This is a genomic window from Arthrobacter sp. HMSC08H08 (genome assembly GCF_001807575.1).
Taxonomy (GTDB): Bacteria; Actinomycetota; Actinomycetes; order Actinomycetales; family Micrococcaceae; genus Pseudoglutamicibacter; species Pseudoglutamicibacter albus.
The window spans coordinates 148,946-167,568 of sequence record NZ_KV789409.1 but is presented as its reverse complement, the minus strand read 5'-3'; the positions used below and the strand labels follow the sequence as shown (position 1 = coordinate 167,568).

General features: G+C 59.1%; 16 protein-coding genes. 14 read left to right on the top strand and 2 right to left on the bottom strand.

The window, feature by feature from the left end; translation table 11 throughout:
- Positions 1-22 precede the first annotated feature (22 nt).
- The 5 genes from HMPREF3175_RS09540 to ndk all read left to right on the top strand — a co-directional run bounded on the left by HMPREF3175_RS09540 (position 23) and on the right by ndk (position 6,835).
- Positions 23-853 (top strand): SDR family oxidoreductase, encoded by an 831-nt coding sequence (locus HMPREF3175_RS09540; protein WP_070492291.1) that lies wholly within the window; start codon positions 23-25, stop codon positions 851-853.
- Between the two features lie 295 nt (positions 854-1,148).
- Positions 1,149-4,463: an isoleucine--tRNA ligase gene (gene ileS / locus HMPREF3175_RS09535; RefSeq protein ID WP_070492289.1), complete on the top strand. Its 3,315-nt coding sequence runs from the start codon at positions 1,149-1,151 to the stop codon at positions 4,461-4,463.
- 31 nt (positions 4,464-4,494) lie between these two features.
- Complete coding sequence (locus HMPREF3175_RS09530; RefSeq protein ID WP_070492325.1) at positions 4,495-5,859, top strand: bifunctional folylpolyglutamate synthase/dihydrofolate synthase; 1,365 nt, start codon at positions 4,495-4,497, stop codon at positions 5,857-5,859.
- Complete coding sequence (locus HMPREF3175_RS09525) at positions 5,860-6,303, top strand: DUF4233 domain-containing protein (RefSeq protein ID WP_070492287.1); 444 nt, start codon at positions 5,860-5,862, stop codon at positions 6,301-6,303.
- Between the two features lie 115 nt (positions 6,304-6,418).
- Positions 6,419-6,835, top strand: a complete 417-nt coding sequence (gene ndk, locus HMPREF3175_RS09520; RefSeq protein WP_070492285.1) for a nucleoside-diphosphate kinase — start codon at positions 6,419-6,421, stop codon at positions 6,833-6,835.
- Positions 6,836-6,998: 163 nt separating this feature from the next.
- On the opposite strand, the gene HMPREF3175_RS09515 is transcribed toward ndk, so the two are convergent.
- Positions 6,999-7,658, bottom strand: a complete 660-nt coding sequence (locus HMPREF3175_RS09515) for a vitamin K epoxide reductase family protein (RefSeq protein WP_083289551.1) — start codon at positions 7,656-7,658, stop codon at positions 6,999-7,001.
- A 560-nt stretch (positions 7,659-8,218) separates the two neighbouring features.
- Between HMPREF3175_RS09515 and HMPREF3175_RS09510 the strand changes: the two genes are divergently transcribed.
- The 8 genes from HMPREF3175_RS09510 to nadD all read left to right on the top strand — a co-directional run bounded on the left by HMPREF3175_RS09510 (position 8,219) and on the right by nadD (position 16,991).
- Positions 8,219-10,819, top strand: a complete 2,601-nt coding sequence (locus HMPREF3175_RS09510; protein WP_070492283.1) for an Rne/Rng family ribonuclease — start codon at positions 8,219-8,221, stop codon at positions 10,817-10,819.
- Between the two features lie 304 nt (positions 10,820-11,123).
- Positions 11,124-11,432 carry a 50S ribosomal protein L21 gene (rplU, locus tag HMPREF3175_RS09505; protein WP_035755090.1) on the top strand — a complete coding sequence of 103 codons (309 nt, stop codon included), beginning with the start codon at positions 11,124-11,126 and terminating at the stop codon, positions 11,430-11,432.
- A gap of 42 nt (positions 11,433-11,474) precedes the next feature.
- The gene (gene rpmA, locus HMPREF3175_RS09500) at positions 11,475-11,726 is read left to right on the top strand and encodes a 50S ribosomal protein L27 (protein WP_035755092.1); all 252 of its coding nucleotides are present in this window, start codon (positions 11,475-11,477) and stop codon (positions 11,724-11,726) included.
- A gap of 184 nt (positions 11,727-11,910) precedes the next feature.
- Positions 11,911-13,467: a GTPase ObgE gene (gene obgE, locus HMPREF3175_RS09495; RefSeq protein WP_070492282.1), complete on the top strand. Its 1,557-nt coding sequence runs from the start codon at positions 11,911-11,913 to the stop codon at positions 13,465-13,467.
- Complete coding sequence (gene proB / locus HMPREF3175_RS09490; protein ID WP_052048302.1) at positions 13,468-14,646, top strand: glutamate 5-kinase; 1,179 nt, start codon at positions 13,468-13,470, stop codon at positions 14,644-14,646.
- A 27-nt stretch (positions 14,647-14,673) separates the two neighbouring features.
- Positions 14,674-15,945: a glutamate-5-semialdehyde dehydrogenase gene (locus tag HMPREF3175_RS09485; RefSeq protein ID WP_256276358.1), complete on the top strand. Its 1,272-nt coding sequence runs from the start codon at positions 14,674-14,676 to the stop codon at positions 15,943-15,945.
- Between the two features lie 176 nt (positions 15,946-16,121).
- Positions 16,122-16,346 carry a hypothetical protein gene (locus HMPREF3175_RS09480; RefSeq protein WP_070492278.1) on the top strand — a complete coding sequence of 75 codons (225 nt, stop codon included), beginning with the start codon at positions 16,122-16,124 and terminating at the stop codon, positions 16,344-16,346.
- A 3-nt stretch (positions 16,347-16,349) separates the two neighbouring features.
- Entirely contained in the window at positions 16,350-16,991 is a 642-nt protein-coding gene (nadD, locus tag HMPREF3175_RS09475) for a nicotinate-nucleotide adenylyltransferase (protein WP_256276357.1), read from the top strand.
- A gap of 113 nt (positions 16,992-17,104) precedes the next feature.
- On the opposite strand, the gene HMPREF3175_RS10215 is transcribed toward nadD, so the two are convergent.
- On the bottom strand, positions 17,105-17,725 hold the full coding sequence (locus HMPREF3175_RS10215) for a hypothetical protein (protein ID WP_141742525.1): 621 nt from the start codon (positions 17,723-17,725) through the stop codon (positions 17,105-17,107).
- Between HMPREF3175_RS10215 and HMPREF3175_RS09465 the strand changes: the two genes are divergently transcribed.
- The gene (locus tag HMPREF3175_RS09465) at positions 17,689-18,606 is read left to right on the top strand and encodes a hypothetical protein (protein WP_070492272.1); all 918 of its coding nucleotides are present in this window, start codon (positions 17,689-17,691) and stop codon (positions 18,604-18,606) included. The two genes, HMPREF3175_RS10215 and HMPREF3175_RS09465, sit on opposite strands and share 37 nt — an antisense overlap.
- The last annotated feature ends 17 nt before the right edge of the window (positions 18,607-18,623 follow it).

Below are 18,623 nucleotides of genomic sequence, written 5' to 3'. Positions count from 1 at the left end.
GTCACGACGTACAGTTGATGCCATGGCTTCTGATATTCCCGCATCGAGTATTCCCGCACCGAGCAGTTCTTCATCCTCGCCGCTTGCCTCGGCTGGTTCCCATTGTGCTGTCGTCACGGGTGCTTCCGCCGGTATTGGTCGCGCGACGGTGGTTGCTTTGCGTCAGGCTGGCTGGGAAGTGATTGCAGTTGCCCGTCGGGCTGAGAAGCTGGAGGCCCTGGCGGCAGAGACCGGATGCCGTGTGGTAGCTGCTGACATCACCTCGGATGTTGAAGTTGACCGTATTGTGGCCGCAGCGGTCGATGCGGGAGCGGACACCCTCATCAACATCGCCGGTGGCGCACGCGGCCAGGAACCGGTAGCTGAAGCTGACCTTGAGCACTGGCAGTGGATGTATAACAACAACGTGATCGGTACGCTCAAGCTCACGAAGGCTTTGCTTGGGCATCTGCGGGCGGTTGATGGTGGCGGTACGGTTCTGAACCTCACCTCGACCGCTGGCATCGTCTCGTATGAAGGCGGGGCTGGCTATAACGCGGCGAAGTCGGCAGAGCGCGCGTTGACCCAGGTTCTGCGGCTTGAGGAGGCAGAGAATAACGTCCGTGTCATCGAGGTTCTGCCTGGGATGGTTGCGACCGAGGAGTTTTCACTGCGGCGTTTCGGCGGCGACCAACAGCGGGCAGACGCCGTATATGAGGGTGTCGAGAATCCACTTACCGCGGAGGATGTGGCTTCGGTTGTTTCCTTCGCGGTCAACGCTCCGCATCACGTGAATATCGACGAGGTTGTTATCCGGCCTGTAGCGCAGGCCGCGCAGCACAAAGTGATTCGCGGCACACTCGGCCAGAAGTAGCTCGCGGCTGTGATGGATTTTGCCGCCAATTCAGCTAAAATCATTGACAGACAATTGAGGCACTGACCCGGCAATCACCGGTGAGCCTTCCGGAAGAAAACCCACTATCAACATGGTTGGGTGAGTAGAACCGGACGGGACAGCCCGTTACAGCTGAGCACGAGTGGCTGGCGTTTTCTTGACTCCAGCAATCGGGGTGGTACCGCGGATCACCGATGCGTTGCATCGTGTGGCTCGTCCCCTTTCCCACGACGATGACCTGGCCGTACTAGGTCTAAGAGCTGGAAAGGCACCCATGCATAGTCCTCGTGAATCTCACTATCCTCGCGTCACAACCGACCCGTCGGGTGAGACCCCGTCGTCTCCGCATTTCCCGTCAATCGAAGAGCGGATCCTCGAGTTCTGGGACAAGGACGGAACGTTCCAGGCCTCGATCGATCAGCGTGAGGGCGGCGAGAACGAATTCGTCTTCTACGACGGCCCTCCTTTCGCAAACGGCCTGCCTCACTACGGCCACCTGTTGACCGGCTACGTCAAGGACCTCGTGGCCCGGTATCAGACGCAGCGTGGCCGCCGCGTGGAACGTCGCTTCGGTTGGGACACCCATGGTCTGCCGGCTGAGCTTGAGGCGATGAAGCAGCTCGGCATGACGGATAAGAACGAGATCCTCGAGATGGGGATCGACAAGTTCAACGCGGCCTGCCGTGAGTCGGTGCTCAAATACACCGAAGAGTGGCAGACGTATGTGACCCGCCAAGCGCGTTGGGTGGATTTCGAAAACGACTATAAGACGCTGAACCCGTCCTTCATGGAGTCGGTCTTGTGGGCGTTCAAGACGCTCCACGAGAAGGACCTCACGTATGAGGGTTTCCGCGTCCTTCCGTACTGCTGGCGTGACGAGACCCCGCTGTCCAACCACGAGTTGCGCATGGATGAAGACGTGTACAAGGATCGACAGGATCCAACGGTCACGGTCACGTTCCCCATCACCGCTGAAGGCGATAACCCGCTGGCAGATGAGCTCACGGGCGTCGCCGTGCTCGCCTGGACCACGACCCCGTGGACTCTGCCGACCAACCTCTCGCTGGTAGTGGGCCCACAGATCGAGTACGCAGTGCTTCCCGCCGGGCCGGAGCAGCCTAAGACCAACACGGTCGCCGCGGGCGCTCGCTACCTGCTGGCGAAGGATCTGATCGCGGCTCACGCTAAAGACCTCGGCTACGCGGATGCTGATGCAGCGCACGATGCGGTGGTCGCCACATACTCCGGCGAGCAGCTGGCGGGATTGCATTATGAGCCGCTGTGGCAGGTTCTGGCTGATAACGAGAAGTTCGATACATCCAATGCCTACCGGATCCTGGTAGATGACTATGTCACGACTACGGACGGTACCGGCGTTGTTCACCAAGCCCCCGCATATGGTGAGGATGACCAGCGGGTGTGTGAAGCCAACGGGATTCCTGTGATCTTGTCGGTGGATGAGGGCGGCCGTTTCTTGCCGTTCTTCAAAGGCACCGAGCTCGAGGAGATCGCAGGCGTCCAGGTTTTCGATGCGAACCCGGCGATCATCGCGAGCCTCAAGGCCAACGCTCGCCTCATGCGGCAAGCGACCTACAACCACTCCTATCCACACTGCTGGCGTTGCCGCACACCGCTGATCTACCGCGCGATCACGTCGTGGTACGTCAAGGTCACCGAGTTCAAGCAGGACATGCTTGATCTGAACCAGCAGATCAACTGGATCCCTTCCAACGTCAAGGATGGCCAGTTCGGTAAGTGGCTTGAAAATGCGCGTGACTGGTCGATTTCCCGCAACCGTTTCTGGGGTTCCCCGATCCCGGTCTGGAAGTGCGACTGCGGCGAGTGCGAACACATCGAGGTTTTCGGTTCGCTTGCTGAACTTGAGGAACGCTTCGGTCGTCTGCCACGCAACCATGAGGGCGAAGTCGACCTGCACCGCCCATTCATTGACGAACTCACCGTCGAGTGTGGCGCTGAATGCTGTGGCGATGGCTGCCAAGGCGTGATGCGTCGCGTCGAGGACGTTTTGGATGTGTGGTTCGATTCCGGCTCGATGCCCTACGCTCAAGTGCATTACCCGTTCAGCAACGAAGAGTGGTTCGATACCCACAACCCGGCGGACTTCATTGTTGAATACATCGGCCAGACCCGTGGCTGGTTCTACACGATGCATATCCTTGCGACCGCGCTCTTCGGTCGCCCGGCGTTCACGAACGTGATCTCTCACGGTATCGTGTTGGGCTCGGATGGTCAGAAGATGTCGAAGTCGCTGCAGAACTATCCGGACGTCAACGAGGTTCTGGACCGCGATGGTTCTGACGCGATGCGCTGGTTCTTAATGTCTTCGCCTATCTTGCGTGGCGGTAACTTGATCGTCACCGAGGAAGGCATCCGTGAGGGCGTCCGCCAGGTTCTTCTGCCGTTGTGGAGCACGTGGTATTTCTTCACCCTGTACGCAAACTCCTCGTTCGGTGGCAAGGGCTATGAGGCTCAAGAACGTTACGACGCGAAGGATCCGTTGGATCGGTTCTTGCTCGCTGCTACCGGCGATTTGGTTCGCGATGTTCGCGATTCGATGGATCGCTACGAGGTTGCAGGCGCTACCGAGGCTTTGCGTCGCTTCACCGATTTGCTGACCAACTGGTATGTGCGCCGCTCTCGTCACCGTTTCTTCGAGGAAGACACGGAGGCGATGGATGTTCTGTACACCGTTTTGGAGACGGTGTGCCGTGTTGCTGCTCCGCTGTTGCCGCTGGCTACTGAGGAGATGTGGCGTGGCCTGACGGGTGGCCGTTCGGTGCATTTGACGGACTACCCGGATGCGGATAAGTTCCCGCAGGATCCGCAGCTGGTTGAGCTCATGAACCTGACGCGTTCGATCACTTCTCAGGGTTCTAGCTTGCGTAAGGCTCACCAGTTGCGTGTTCGTTTGCCGCTGGCCGCGATGGATGTTGTGGTCGATGGCGCGGCACAGTTGCAGGGTACGTTCGCTGACATCATCGCTGATGAGCTGAACCTCAAGGAGGTTCGCCTAGCTGATGCCGCTGAGGTCGACGAGGCCGCCTACGGCATCACCCGCACGCTGGTGGTGAACGCTCGCGCCGCCGGCCCGCGTTTGGGTAAGCAGGTTCAGCAAGCGATCAAAGCGTCGAAGACAGGTGACTGGTCTGTTGCCGAGGACGGCACGGTGACCGCTGGCGGGCTTGAACTGCATGAGGGTGAGTACACACTCACCACGGTTGTCGATGAGGCCTCGGCTGGCGCTCGTGCGGCAGCGGTTCTGCCTTCGGGTGGCTTTGTGGTTCTGGACACTCACGTGACCCCGGAGCTGGAAGCCGAAGGTGTTGCTCGCGACGTGATCCGTGTGATCCAGGCCGCGCGCCGTGATTCCGGTTTGAGCGTGGGCCAACGCGCCAAGGTCGTTGTCCGTGCTGAGCAGGCGGTAGTCGATGCGGTTGAAGCGCATCGTGAACTGGTTGCGGGGGAGACCCTTGCTGTCGAGCTCGCAACTGAAGCCGCGGATGTTGATGCGCCGAGCGCTACGGTCGAGGCGGCGGATGCCGCTGATGGTGCCGGGCAGGAAGGCTGAACGTTTCGTGTCTGAACACAACGCACCGGATCTGAAAGACCCGGAAGGTGTGGCTCGGGTGTACGCGCAGTTGCTTGCGCGTGCCCCGGAGAACAAGATAGAACCCCGCATGAACGCGATGCGGCGGGCCATGGATGTTCTGGGGGATCCGCAGAAGGCGGCCCCGGTCATCCACATCACCGGAACGAACGGGAAGACCTCGACCGCCCGCATGATTGAGTCGCTCCTGCTTGCTCATGACATACGTACGGGCCGTTTCACAAGCCCGCACTTGGTGAGCGTCACCGAGCGGATCGTGATAGACGGGCATCCGGTCGCTGACACCACACTGGTTCGGATATGGGATGAGATCCAGCCCTACCTTGAGATAGTGGACGCCGAACTGCGTGAGCAAGGGGAGAACCCGATCACGTTTTTCGAGGCGGTCACGATCCTCGCCTTCGCTGTCTTCGCTGATGAACCAGTTGAAGTTGTTGTGCTTGAAGTCGGTTTGGGCGGGGCCTGGGACGCCACCAACGTCGCCGATGGTCAGGTTGCCGTGGTCACGCCGATCGACCTTGACCATACGGACCTTCTTGGCGATACCCTCCACGACATCGCTTCTGAGAAGGCAGGCATCATCAAGCAGGACGCGATCCTGGTTTCGTCCGTTCAGGATCCGGAGGCCGCGCAAGTTCTGCTCGATGCCGCCAAAGAGAAGGGCGCACAGTGGCGTTTCGAAGGTGTTGAGTTCGGTACTACCGAACGTCAGCTGGCTGTAGGTGGCCAACTGCTGACCATCCAGGGGCTCGCCGAGCGTTATACCGATATCGCGTTGGCTTTGCACGGTGAGCATCAAGCGCAGAACGCCGCGGTCGCTTTAGCTGCTGTGGAGGCGTTCCTCGGCGGGGGAGATAGACCGCTCAATATCGAGGTTGTGCGTGCAGGTTTCGGTGCTGCCGAGAGCCCCGGACGGCTCGAAACAGTGCGCACGTCCCCGACGTTCATTTTGGATGCTGCGCACAATCCCGCCGGTGTCACTGTGACAGCGAAAGCGCTCAAGGAAGCCTTCGGTTTCTCTCGTCTCGTATTGGTTTTGGGCATTCTGCAAGAGAAGGATGCCTTAGGGATGCTGATTCGTTGGCGTGAAGAGCTCGGTGAGCTGGTGCGTGACGTCGCTATCACGCAGTCGGATTCACCGCGCTCGATCCCGGCTGGGGATCTTGCCGCGCTGGCTGTGGACGCCGGCTTCGATGAAGAGGATATTTTCATCACGGAGTCGGTCCCGGACGCGCTGGATTGGGCTGCCGCGAAGGCAGATGAGGCCGAGGACATGGGCGGCGGAGTTCTAGTGACCGGCTCGATCACACTGATTGGTCAGGCGCGTGCCTTACTGAACCCGACGAAGGAGGTATAGGTGGCCCAGAAACGCTATACGAAGAAGCAGCTTGCTTGGCGGCCGGGTCAGCGCAAGCAGCAGCGGTCGATCGCTGTCATGTTTGGTTCCTCAACCTTGACGCTTGAAGCCCTCGTAGTGGTTTTCGCAGGCCTCGCACTTTTCGGTAAGCACGGCCTGATGGAAGGCGGCGGACTGCCGTATCTGCTCACGTGTGTAGTGATCGGTGTGGTGATGATCCTCACATGCGCTTTCTTGCGTTACCCGTGGGGCACCGCACTGGGGTGGAGCTTGCAAGTCGTGATGATCGCGCTCGGGATCTTGGAGCCGATGATGTACTTTGTTGGAGGGCTTTTCGGATGTATCTGGGCCTACGGGATTATCAAAGGCAAACAGATGGACCGGGAGAACGTCCAGCGGGCCCGGGAGCAAGCCGAATGGGAAGCTCAGCACGGAGAGGCCTAGCTACCAAGAGGGCGCTCGGTCTCGAAGGTGACGCTTAGGTCTGCCAGGTAGCCTCATATACGCTGAAGAGCAGAAGTTCCTCAAACATCTCCGAAAGTTCTAAGGACTCATTTTCATGGAATCCACTCTTGTATTGGTTAAGCCAGACGGCGTTGAACGTGGCTTGACGGGCCAGATTATGGCTCGCATCGAAGCTAAGGGCTACGTCATCACTAAGGCCAAGCTCGAGACCCCGTCCCGTGAGTTGCTCACAAAGCACTACGAAGAGCACGAGGGTAAGCCGTTTTATGAGCCGCTGCTCGAGTTCATGTCTTCGGGCCCGGTTTTCGCGATGCAGGTTGAAGGCAACCGCGTCATCGAAGGCTTCCGTTCGCTTGCTGGCGCGACCGACCCTACCGAGGCAGCTCCAGGCACGATCCGCGGCGACCTCGGCCGCGACTGGGGCGAACGAGTCCAGAAGAACCTCGTACACGGTTCCGATTCGACCGCCTCTGCAGAACGCGAGCTGGGTCTGTGGTTCGCTGACGCCTAAGCCGCCACCGGTTTCCAGGAACGCCTTGACATAGCGATGGCGTGGTCACCTAATAAAGGTGACCACGCCATCGTCATATATGGAGGCCTACACGGTTATGTACTGAGACGACGGTTATGTATTCAAGTCTGTGCGGTTAGGCACTGAGGTGTCTGTGCGCGGGCTAGCCGAAGAGCTGCTTCGAGAAGACCACCATGATGGACCCAGCACAGGCAACCAGGACAATGAACGAGGTCAGCCAGGCGCCGTGTTGGGCCCACCCGCGCAACACCTTCGGTGCAGGAAGATCATTGGTGAGGATATTCCTCGCCACATGCACCGGCAACAGAAGACCCATGAAGAACCAGCACACCATGCAGTAGAGGCACAGCGAACCGATCTCGTAGACCGCCTGGGTGTAGAGCCACACCAAAAAACCGGTAGCTGCGGCAGTCCCCAGCAAGTGGGCGTTCATGAACCAGCGCGGCAAACGCGTACCTGTGGCCAGCACAACGCCGACCACGATCAAGACAGTGAATCCGACCAGTCCAATAAAAGGATTCGGCGGACCGAAAACGGATGCCTGCGCGGACTTCATGACCGTGCTACACGAGAACGCGCCACCCACATCGCAGGCAGCAATGTGATTCGGGTTGATGTAGAGCTGGATCCGCTCAAGCGTGAGCTCCACAGCACCATAAAGCGAACCAACACCGCACACGAGCACAACCCACCCGAACCCGCGGGTGCTTGCCCACCACGGAAGCTCGTGGACACGCCCGGAACGATCAGCCGCCAGATTCTCACCGGAACCCTGACGATCTGTTGAAGCTAACGAGTTCATTGAAGCGAATTCCTTATCAGCATCTAGTGGTAGCGAGAACAATCTATGGTGATGTGAGACAATCAGTGTCAGAGCCTTCCGGATCCACAGGCCGGGGCGCTCTACTCACCGATTGTGTGTTTCCTTTTCGATAATACGTGTTTTGGTGGGTTTCCCTGGGCGGAGGGACACCGCAGTCAGATCCTTCGATCTTAAGCGGGCGTTCTGAACGCGGCTATGTGCTTGCTGCTGCACGCGCGCCGTAGCCTCGCTGCCAGGAAACCCGCATGAATATCGCATGAGCATCTCATGAGTTACCGGGGCGCGAGATCGCCCTCACCGCCGCACCATGACGCGGCTGGAATCATCCTCAAGGATGATCGAAGCGGATGAGACCGTGCGCTATTGAAGCCCGAATGGGCGCGAGGGAACACCGAAACGGTGGGTGCTTCGGTGTGAGAGGCCGAGCCGGACAATGACTTCCGGATCAAGCCGTTGCGTACACGCACTCTACGGCTTAGATCTGATGACGAGTACGAGGCCCCTGGCTGTGGCAGGAGGCCCGCTGGGAGTAGCCACCTATGGCGAAGAATAAAGAAGCAGAGACACAAGAATCTGCTGAACATACAGCCTCTGCTGAGAACGCGACATCGGCAGAAAACACCGCGACGGCTGAACAGGCAGCTAACGTCACGTACGATCCGTTCGCTATTCCAGACGTGCCGCTCGGTGACCTGCTGAGCACAGATGACCTTGTGAACGCAGAGAACGAATCCGTGCCCAAAGGTTCCCGCAACCATGACAATCATGAGCCGGAGCAGACAACGACCTCGCGTCGTCGCCGTCGCCGCCGCAGGGGAACTGAGGACATGGAGATCGAAGGCGGAAGCCACGACGACCCGCCAGGCACAGTCACTCGCGTGAGGGCTCCACGTTCCTCCGTGGATAAAGCACCCGACAAGGTCACGGCCGTGCGCGGCTCAACCCGGCTGGAAGCAAAGCGTCAACGCCGCCGCGAATCACGCGATATGGGCCGTCGCCGTCACGGCATCTCAGAAGCCGAGTTCCTCGCACGCCGTGAATCTATGGACCGCAAGATGGTCGTGCGTGAAGACGAGGACCGGATCCAGATCGGTGTGCTCGAAGACGACATCCTGGTTGAGCACTTCGTCTCCCACACAACCCAAGACTCTCTGATTGGCAACGTCTACCTGGGACGTGTGCAAAACGTGTTGCCTTCCATGGAAGCGGCCTTCGTCGATATTGGTCGCGGACGCAACGCTGTGCTTTATGCAGGCGAAGTCAATTGGGATGCTGCCCAGCTGGATGGCCAGGCAAAGCGAATCGAGAACGCACTCAAATCCGGCGACTCCGTCCTGGTTCAGGTCACTAAGGATCCGGTAGGGCACAAGGGTGCACGCCTGACGAGCCAGATTTCCCTGCCTGGCCGCTACCTGGTTTATGTTCCGGGCGGATCGATGACCGGGATTTCACGCAAACTCCCTGAAGTCGAGCGCACGCGTCTGAAGAAGATCCTGCGCGAGCACACCCCGGACGAGGCCGGCGTCATCGTTCGCACGGCTGCCGAAGGCGCCTCCGAGCAAGAACTCATGAACGACATCAACCGGCTGCGCGTTCAATGGGAAGCGATCGAAAAGGCCGCCAACTCGACGAAGACCCGCGCACCAGAACTGCTGTATGCAGAACCTGATCTGACCATTAAGACCGTTCGCGACGTGTTCAACGAGGACTTCTCTGAGCTCGTGGTTCAAGGCGAACACGTGTGGGACACGATCGAGGCATACGTCACCTACGTTGCTCCTGACCTGCTGGATCGTCTTTCCAAGTGGCAAGGCGAAGAAGACGTCTTCGACGCCAAACGCATCAACGAGACCCTAGCTAAAGCACTGGACCGGAAGGTCAACTTGCCATCGGGTGGCTCCTTGGTGATCGACCGCACCGAAGCCATGACGGTCATCGACGTCAACACCGGCAAGTTCACGGGAACCGGCGGCAACCTTGAAGAGACCGTCACCAAGAACAACCTTGAAGCCGCCGAAGAGGTAGTCCGTCAGCTTCGCTTGCGCGACATCGGCGGCATCATCGTGATCGACTTCATCGACATGGTCCTAGAGGCTAACCGCGACCTCGTGTTGCGTCGCCTTGTCGAATGCCTCGCCCGGGACCGCACCAAACACCAAGTCTCCGAGGTTACGAGCCTCGGCTTGGTTCAGATGACGCGCAAGCGCGTCGGAACCGGCCTGGTTGAAGTGTTCTCGACCTCGTGTGAGGCCTGCTCGGGCCGCGGCATCCTGATTCACGACGAGCCACTCATCGGTGGCGGACGCCAACAGCACGTGCACCGCCCGAATGACCGCCCAACACGTTCGGAACGCCGCAAGGCCCGCCAAGCAGAGCGTGAAGCCCAGCGTCAACAGCACGAAGATAAAAGGCACGAAAATTCGGGCAACAGCGAAGAGTCTGCTGAGCAGGAGCGTGAACGCGAGAAACGTGCTGCCGCCACGCGCGAAGCTTTGACCAAAATTGCGGCGGCTTCCCAACACGGTGACGACGCTGGAGGCGAGGCGGCGCTCAAGGAATCCGACGGTGCTGAAGCAACCCAGTCGGTGACTGAAACAGACCACGCGGAGCAGAAACACAATCCCGATGCGAACGATCGAGACGGGAAACGTGCTTCAGAGGCCTCGAGCGAGGGGCGCAGCCGCCGTCGCCGCCGCGGACGCCGTGGCCGTGGAGGACGCGGACGCCAGCGTAGCGAGCAACACGAGCGCACCGAAGATAGCGAGCACGCCGAGCACAACGGGCGCAGCGAAAACAACGGGTGCAGCAACGAGAAATCGGAAGCTGAAGCTAAGCCGGCGTCGAAATCGGCGCAACGCTCTGAAGCTGCCGAGCAGAAAGCGGCAGCGACTACTCAGCTTGCCCAGAAGGCTTCGGGTAGCGATACAGACTCGACGCAAGCGCGCGCTGGCGGCCGGCGTCGTCGACGTGCTGCCGGTTCGGCTCAAGGCTCTAGCACTACCTCGGCTGTCGAAGCGCGTGTGAACTCCGGCGCCCGTGTGAGCTCGAGTGATACCGCGAACAACACGCCAGAGCAAAAGGAGACAGAAGTCACGATGCTGGGTGTCGGTGTTTCCGCGGATCAGATTAAGCGCGGCTAGTACACGGGACACATCCGTCTTGCTAAGAGCGGCTAGCAAACAAACAAGAGCAATTGCGCCACGCACGCAAGCGCCTATTTGCTTGTAACGCCGTCTAAACGTAAGATGGACTGTCGGTGCGTGTGCCCGGGTCAGGTCTTTATAGTGACCTCGAGTCGAGATCCGTTTGTGATTCAAGGATCGTGTTAGAGGCTCAAGGGTTGTTCTGGTCGGGTAGTGCACGTTTCGAACGTTCATGTGGATGAGCTGTATTGCAGCAGGGATCCACTTTGCATTGTCCAAAGTCGAGAGAAGTGAGTACCAAGTGGTCTACGCGATTGTTCGCGCTGGTGGGCGCCAGGAGAAGGTCGCTGTTGGCGACATCGTGACCCTCGACCGCGTCCGCGATGAGATCGGTGACACGATCGAGCTCCCCGCGGTGCTGCTGGTCGACGGCGACAACGTGACGTCGGATGCCGACAAGCTTGCCAAGGTCAAGGTTCAGGCTAAAGTCCTGGAGAACCTACGTGGCAAGAAGATTGTCATCCAGAAGTACAAGAACAAGACCGGCTACAAGAAGCGTCAGGGTTTCCGCGCTGCATTGTCGCGCGTCGAGATCACCTCGATCGCCTGATACCCGGAAAACCATAACCCTCAAGCTCTAAGGTAGGCAGAAATGGCATCAAAGAAGGGCGTTGGCTCGACTCGTAACGGTCGCGACTCCAACCCGCAGTACCTGGGCATCAAGCGCTTTGGCGGCCAGACCGTCAAGGCAGGCGAGATCCTGGTTCGCCAGCGTGGCACCCGTTACCACGCAGGCGCCAACGTTGGCCGCGGCAAGGACGACACGCTGTTCGCACTTGCTGCAGGCTCGGTTGAGTTCGGTACGCGTCGCGGTCGTAAGACCGTCAGCATTGTCGGTGAGTAATCCTCGTCGCATCAATATCTTTCACCGGAAGCGGGGGAGACCTACGGGTCTTCCCCGCTTTCTTTTCCAAGCGGCAATAGCATTGGTATAGCCGGCAACCGCATTGCCGTTATAGCCGTAAAGCTTCCGGCTTGAACCGGTCAGTGCAGACAGCTGCCCACGAGGTGGGCAAAGGGAGGTCATCATGGCTACGTTCGTTGATCGCGTGACTGTCTTTGCGCGCGGTGGAAACGGAGGCCACGGCTGTGTTTCCGTGCATCGTGAAAAGTTCAAGCCTCTTGGCGGCCCGGATGGAGGCAACGGCGGTCACGGAGGCGACGTGATCGTGCGCGTGGATCCGCAAGTGAGCACACTGCTGTCTTTCCACCATGCTCCACACCAATCGGCTGAGAACGGTGAACCCGGGAAAGGGAGCCTGCGCCACGGCAAGCATGGCGAGCACCTGGTTCTTCCGGTGCCAGAGGGCACCGTGATCAAGAACGAATCAGGCGAGATCAAGGCTGACTTGATGCGGCCGGGGCAAGAGTACATCTTGTCTAAAGGCGGTCAGGGCGGCCTCGGCAACGCGGCTTTAGCCTCAACTAAGCGTAAAGCCCCAGGTTTCGCTCTTTTGGGGACGAAAGCCGAAGAAACCCGGCATGTTCTGGAGCTGAAGACCGTAGCAGATATTGCGTTGGTGGGCTACCCATCGGCTGGTAAGTCCTCGCTTATCGGTGCGCTTTCAGCTGCGAAACCGAAGATCGCTGACTATCCGTTCACAACCCTGGTGCCTAACCTCGGTGTGGTTCAAGCAGGGGATGTGCGGTACACGATTGCCGATGTCCCGGGCCTGATCGAAGGGGCAGCTGAAGGCCGCGGGCTAGGGCTTGAGTTTTTGCGGCACGTTGAACGGTGTGCCGCGCTGGTCCATGTGCTTGATTGCGCGTCCCTGGAAACGGACCGTGACCCTGTTTCTGATCTTGACATCATCTTGGCTGAGCTTGAACGGTATAAAGCTGATGCGGACTTCGAAGGAACCGAGTCCGGTGCGGTTCCATTGATTGACCGTCCCGCGATCATCGCTTTGAACAAGGTCGATGTCCCAGACGGTAAAGACATGGCTGAGATGATGCGGCCAGAGCTGGAAGCGCGCGGGTATAAGGTCTATGAAGTTTCGGCCGTGAGCCGTGAAGGCCTCAAGGAACTGTCCTTTGCGATGGCCGAGTTGGTTGAGCAGGCTCGCGCTCAGGTAGTTCATGACGCCGATGTTGTTGACGTTCCACAGGTCGTGCGGCCTCGGGCGGTCAACGTTGAAGAGTTCACCATCAAGCGTGAAGAACGCTCAGGGGAGCCGTTGTATCGCATCCGTGGTGAGAAGCCTGAGCGTTGGGTAGAGCAGACGGACTTCCGAAACGATGAAGCGATCGGTTACCTCGCTGACCGTCTAGAGAAGCTCGGCATTGAGAAAGCCTTGTTCGAAGAAGGCGCTGAACCAGGGGACGCGGTCGTCATCGGTGGTGATGGAGGCGTGATCTTCGATTGGGAGCCAACCATGACGACCGGCGCCGAGCTACTTGGTAACCGCGGTGAGGATCCACGCCTGGATACCAACGAGCGGCGCACCACAGCTGAGCGCCGAGCCCAGTATCAGGCGCGTAAGGACCGCCGTGCCGCTACCCGTGAAGCCATGGATGCTGAACGAAAATCTGGTCTCTGGACCGATCATGAAGATTTTTCCGCGACTGTAGAAAGGGATCACTGAGTGTCTTCAGACAACATCGAACACGCCAAGGTTCAACAGTGCGCCGATATTCCACACGCTCATCGGATCGTTGTGAAGATTGGTTCATCTTCGTTGTCCGATATCAAAGGCGGGCTCAATACCCAGGCTGTTATCGACTTGGTGGATGCGCTGGGTGAGGTTATTCAACGCGGAAACCAGGTGGTTTTAGTTTCTTCAGGTGCTATTGCTGCTGGGTTGGCACCTATGGGACTGAGTTCGCGCCCTAAGGACCTTGCAACTCAGCAGGCCGCCGCTGCGGTGGGCCAGGTGGTTTTGGCTGCACAGTATTCGAAAGAGTTCGGCCGTTATGGTGAGACCGCGGCCCAGGTTCTCTTGACCGCTGATGACCTGATCCGCAGGGGACACTACGCGAACGCTTTTCGCTCCCTCTCCAGGCTACTTTCCTTAGGAATTGTGCCGATCGTGAATGAGAACGACGCTGTGGCGACCCGTGAGATCCGCTTTGGTGATAACGACCGGCTGGCCGCTTTGGTTGCCAACCTGGTTAAAGCTGACGCGTTGGTGTTGCTCTCTGACGTTGATGCGGTTTATACCGCTCACCCTGAGCGCGGCGGTAAAGCCATCGATTCGGTAAGGCACCCCAGCGATCTGGCCGGAGTTGAGCTAGGGTCTGCAGGTAGCGCGGGTGTGGGTACCGGTGGCATGCAGACCAAGGTAGCGGCAGCGACGATCGCCGCACAGTCCGGTATCCCAACGCTCGTGACATCGGCCGCCAACGCCTCGCGTGCACTCAGCGGCGAGGACGTCGGAACGTTCTTCGCGGCCCAACGCGGGCGCCGCTCACTCAAACGGTTGTGGCTCGAACACCTCGCTGAAGGTCGGGGTCGGCTTGTGCTCGACGATGGCGCCGTCACCGCGATCGCGAGCGGAACCAATTCACTCCTGGCGGCAGGCATCATCGACGTTCGCGGTGAGTTCATCGAAGGCGACCCCGTGGACATCACCAACAGCAACGATGTGGTGATTGCCCGCGGCTTCTCATCGTTCGCTTCCGATGAAATTCCGGACATGTTGGGGCTGACAAGCGAACAGTTACGCGAGAATCTAGGGGAACGCTTCGAACGCCCCGTAGTTCACGCCGATGAACTCGCAGTGTTCGGCTCAGTTTTCGCTAAAGCTAAACCCGAGACTGACTGAACCGCTGGAATGGACGGAGGAGAACATATGGCAACAGATGTTGATGCAACCGCCCTAGTGACCGAACGTGCTGATCAAGCGCGTAAGGCCTCACACGTCATGGCGAGCCTGCCGCGAGTTGCTAAAGATGAAGCACTACGAGCGATCGCTACAGCTATCGACGCGGCCCGCGCTGAGATCCTGGACGCCAACGCCGCCGACATGAAGGCCGGACAAGACAACGGCACCTCGAAAGCGCTACTGGACCGCACCAAGCTGGATGACTCCCGCATCGACGGGCTCATGAAAGCCTTGGAAGAGCTAGCGAACCAATCAGACCCCGTGGGCGAGGTCATCGGTGGCCGCTTGCTACCTAACGGAATGCGGCTTCGTCAGGTGCGCGTCCCGTTGGGCGTGGTCGGCGTGATCTATGAAGCTCGCCCGAACGTGACAGTGGACATCGCCGGCATCGCGATCCGTTCCGGTAACGCTGTTCTTCTGCGCGGGGGAAGTGCAGCGGCACACACGAACAAGGTGCTCGTACGCCTCATCCAGGAGGTCCTTGAGAAGCAAGGTCTTCCTGTTGCCGCAGTTCAGTCAGTAGATGACGGCGGACGGCCAGCGGCGACCGCGATGATGGAAGCAGTCGGCAAGATCGACATCCTGATTCCCCGGGGCGGTCGAAACCTGATCCAGTCTGTGGTCAACAACGCTAAAGTCCCGGTCATTCAAACCGGCGAAGGCAACGTGCACATCTTCCTTGACGCGAGCGCGCCAGCCGAGCAAGCAACAGAGATTGTGCTCAATGCCAAGACGCAACGCCCATCGGTATGTAACGCAGTTGAGACCCTGCTGATTCACACGGATGCTCTCGATACGACTGGCAAGACAGTCCTTTCTGCCCTCTCAGCGGCTGGGGTGACGTTGCATGGTGATGAGCAGGTAGCGCGAGCTGTCGCCGAAGAGGTCATACCGGTGACTGAGGAAGACTTCACCGACGAATACCTCGACCTTGATATCGCGGTGAAAATCGTGGATTCGCTTGATGAAGCCCTCGAGCACATCGAACGCTACAGCACCGGACACACCGACGCGATCATCACTGAATCCGTTTCAAGCCAACAGGCATTCCTGGAGAAGGTGAATTCGGCAGTCGTGGTCGTGAACGCGTCCACACGCTTCACCGATGGCGGAGAGTTCGGGCTGGGCGCGGAAGTGGGCATCTCCACACAGAAGATGCACGCCCGCGGCCCGATGGGAGCCGCCGCTTTGACCTCGTGGAAATGGATCATCGAAGGCGACTACAACATACGTAACTAGAAGGCTAGCGACTCAGGATAGGGTTGCTCGATAACAATAATTTAGGAAGCAATGCCTGAACTCTGCGCGCTACCGGATAGACTGGCTGTGAACACTTCCGTGTTAACAAAATCATCACGCGAGCGGAACCGGCGAGGAACCGCTAAACACCCTTTACGAGCCCAAGGAGCGTCTACGTGCTGACCCTGGCGAATAACCTCATGTTGCTAGCTGAGAACGCTGCAGAAACTTCAGAGCACAGCTTGGTCATGCCGCTGATCATCGGCGGCAGCATCATGCTGACCTTCCTGATCCTCCTGCTGATCACCGCATCGTTCTCCAACAACCACACTATGGGTAAAGAGGACATCGAGCTGATCGATCCGAACCGTCAGGTTGGTTCCCTCGGAGCGGGCCGCTAAGCCGTGCCACAGCCGCAAACACAACGTCAACGAATCGGCGTGATGGGTGGGACATTCGATCCGATCCATCACGGCCACCTCGTTGCCGCGAGTGAAGTTGCGGCGAAATTTGAGCTCGACGAGGTAGTTTTCGTTCCTACGGGAAGACCATGGCAGAAGCTTCAGGACCCGAAGGATCACGTTACCGATTCCGAGCATCGGTACTTGATGACCGTTGTTGCAACCGCTTCGAACCCGCGGTTCACCGTATCCCGAGTGGACATCGACCGCCCCGGGTACACATACACGATTGACACGTTGCGTGATCTGCATGCACAACGCCCAGACGCCGAACTGTTCTTCATCACTGGGGCGGACGCACTCGCGAAAATCATGACGTGGAAAGATATCGACGAGTTGCAATCCCTCGCCTCATTTATTGGTGTGACACGCCCTGGGCACATACTTCAGGACAACGGGCTTGAAAGACTTGAACTCCTCGAAGTTCCTGCGATGGCCATTTCATCGACTGACTGTCGAGAACGCGTAGCTCGCGGCGAACCGGTCTGGTATTTAGTTCCAGACGGAGTCGTACAGTACATCAATAAATATGAACTTTACGTCGATCGATCGATATCACTAAGGGAGGCGAAAGACCATGGCTGAAGACCAGAATCCGACATCGCGTCCCTTGACGCGCCGTGAACTCCGCGAAAGAGAGCGCGCAGCTTCGCAGCGTCGAGCAGAAGCCCAGAGGGATTCGTCCACTGAGACTCTGTTCATGCGCCTATCTGACGTAGAGGAGGCTGAAGCCCGCTCGACTGGTGCGCAACAAGCACCAACAGCGCGACCGCAGACCCCGCGTCAACAGCCGGCGCCGCGCCAAACACAGACGCCACGCCAGCCACAGACGCCGCGGCAGCAGCAGAACCCACGGCAATCGCAGGGGCAGCGCCAACAGCAAGGGCGCACGCAGGCTTCGCATCAGCCGCAGACCTCGCGCCAGCCACAGGTTCGGCCGCAGTCGCAGCAATATTCACAGTCGCAGCCGTATTCGCGGCCGCAGTCACAAACGCGGAGCTCGGAATCCAGCTGGCAAACGACATCCGCGCAGCCGTATTCGCAGCACCGGCCTCAGCCACAGCAACGTAGCTGGCAGGAACGCAATAACGATCAACCCGGGTCGCGGCACCACGATCTACCCGCGTCGCGGGACAATGATCAACTTGAGTCGAGGCAGGAGAATTCAACGCCGCCGTGGCGGCAGTCCGAGCCGCAATCCCAAGGGCGCTCGCAACAGTATTCGCGGCGTCAGTCGCAGCCGCAGTCCCGTCAGTCTGCAGGGGATTCCGCCCGCGAACCGTTGCGTGATCGCTACGAATCTCGTACGGGCTCGACACCAGCTCAAAGCTACCGCGCAGAGCCGTACCCTGCAGATTCGTACCGTGCTGAACCGCGCCGCACCAAGCAGCGCCTCACTGAACAGCACCGAACTGAACAGCGTCGAACTGAGCCGCGCCGAAGTGAACCGCGCAGGGCCGAGCCGTACAGGGCTGATGCGTATCGCGCGGAACCTTACCGGGGCGAGGCGGCCTACAAGGTTGAGCCGGAAGCCTCGACAGGGGAGCAGCCCAGGTATCCAAGCCGCCGTGATGCACGCCGTCCACAACGCGACGAGAACAACCAGGGGATTGGTGGCGAGGCACAAGCGCCTGGCGGCCAACCGCAGGATTCGCGGGGGCAACGCACACGCCGTGCACTTTCGACGCCTGTCTCTTCCGGTTTGCGTGGGCAATTCGATGACGAAGTGGCCCTCGAAGAGTATGAGTCCGAGCGTGTTGAGAAGCTACGCGCGGCGTTGGAGGACGCACGCATTGAGGCTTCACCTAGTTTCAACGATGTCCTCGGCATTGCCCCTGAAGAACAGTGGGATGCCCAACGCAAGCTTGAGACTACGGGCGTGATCAGCCCAGTGACGCGCAACGTGCGTTTCGTTGTGCCTCAGCCGTCCCTGGCGGATGAAGAAGAAGAATTCTACGGCGCCGGTAGCGACGCCTTCAGGCAACAACCAGAGCCGATATCTGCTCCCGGGATGGGGCGTGTGGAGGATAACCAACACCACGTGGATGGTGAGCCGGTCTCCGCTATTGCCGCACACGGTCTAGATCCTTTGACCTATCAGGAAGGCGGAGGTCGTCCACGCATCCTCGCTATGGGCGTGGTGGGTGGCTCTGCAGTCATCGCAGTCTCCGCTGCCCTCTTTACATTGTTGTCCAAGTAGTCGGCAGATCGTATAAC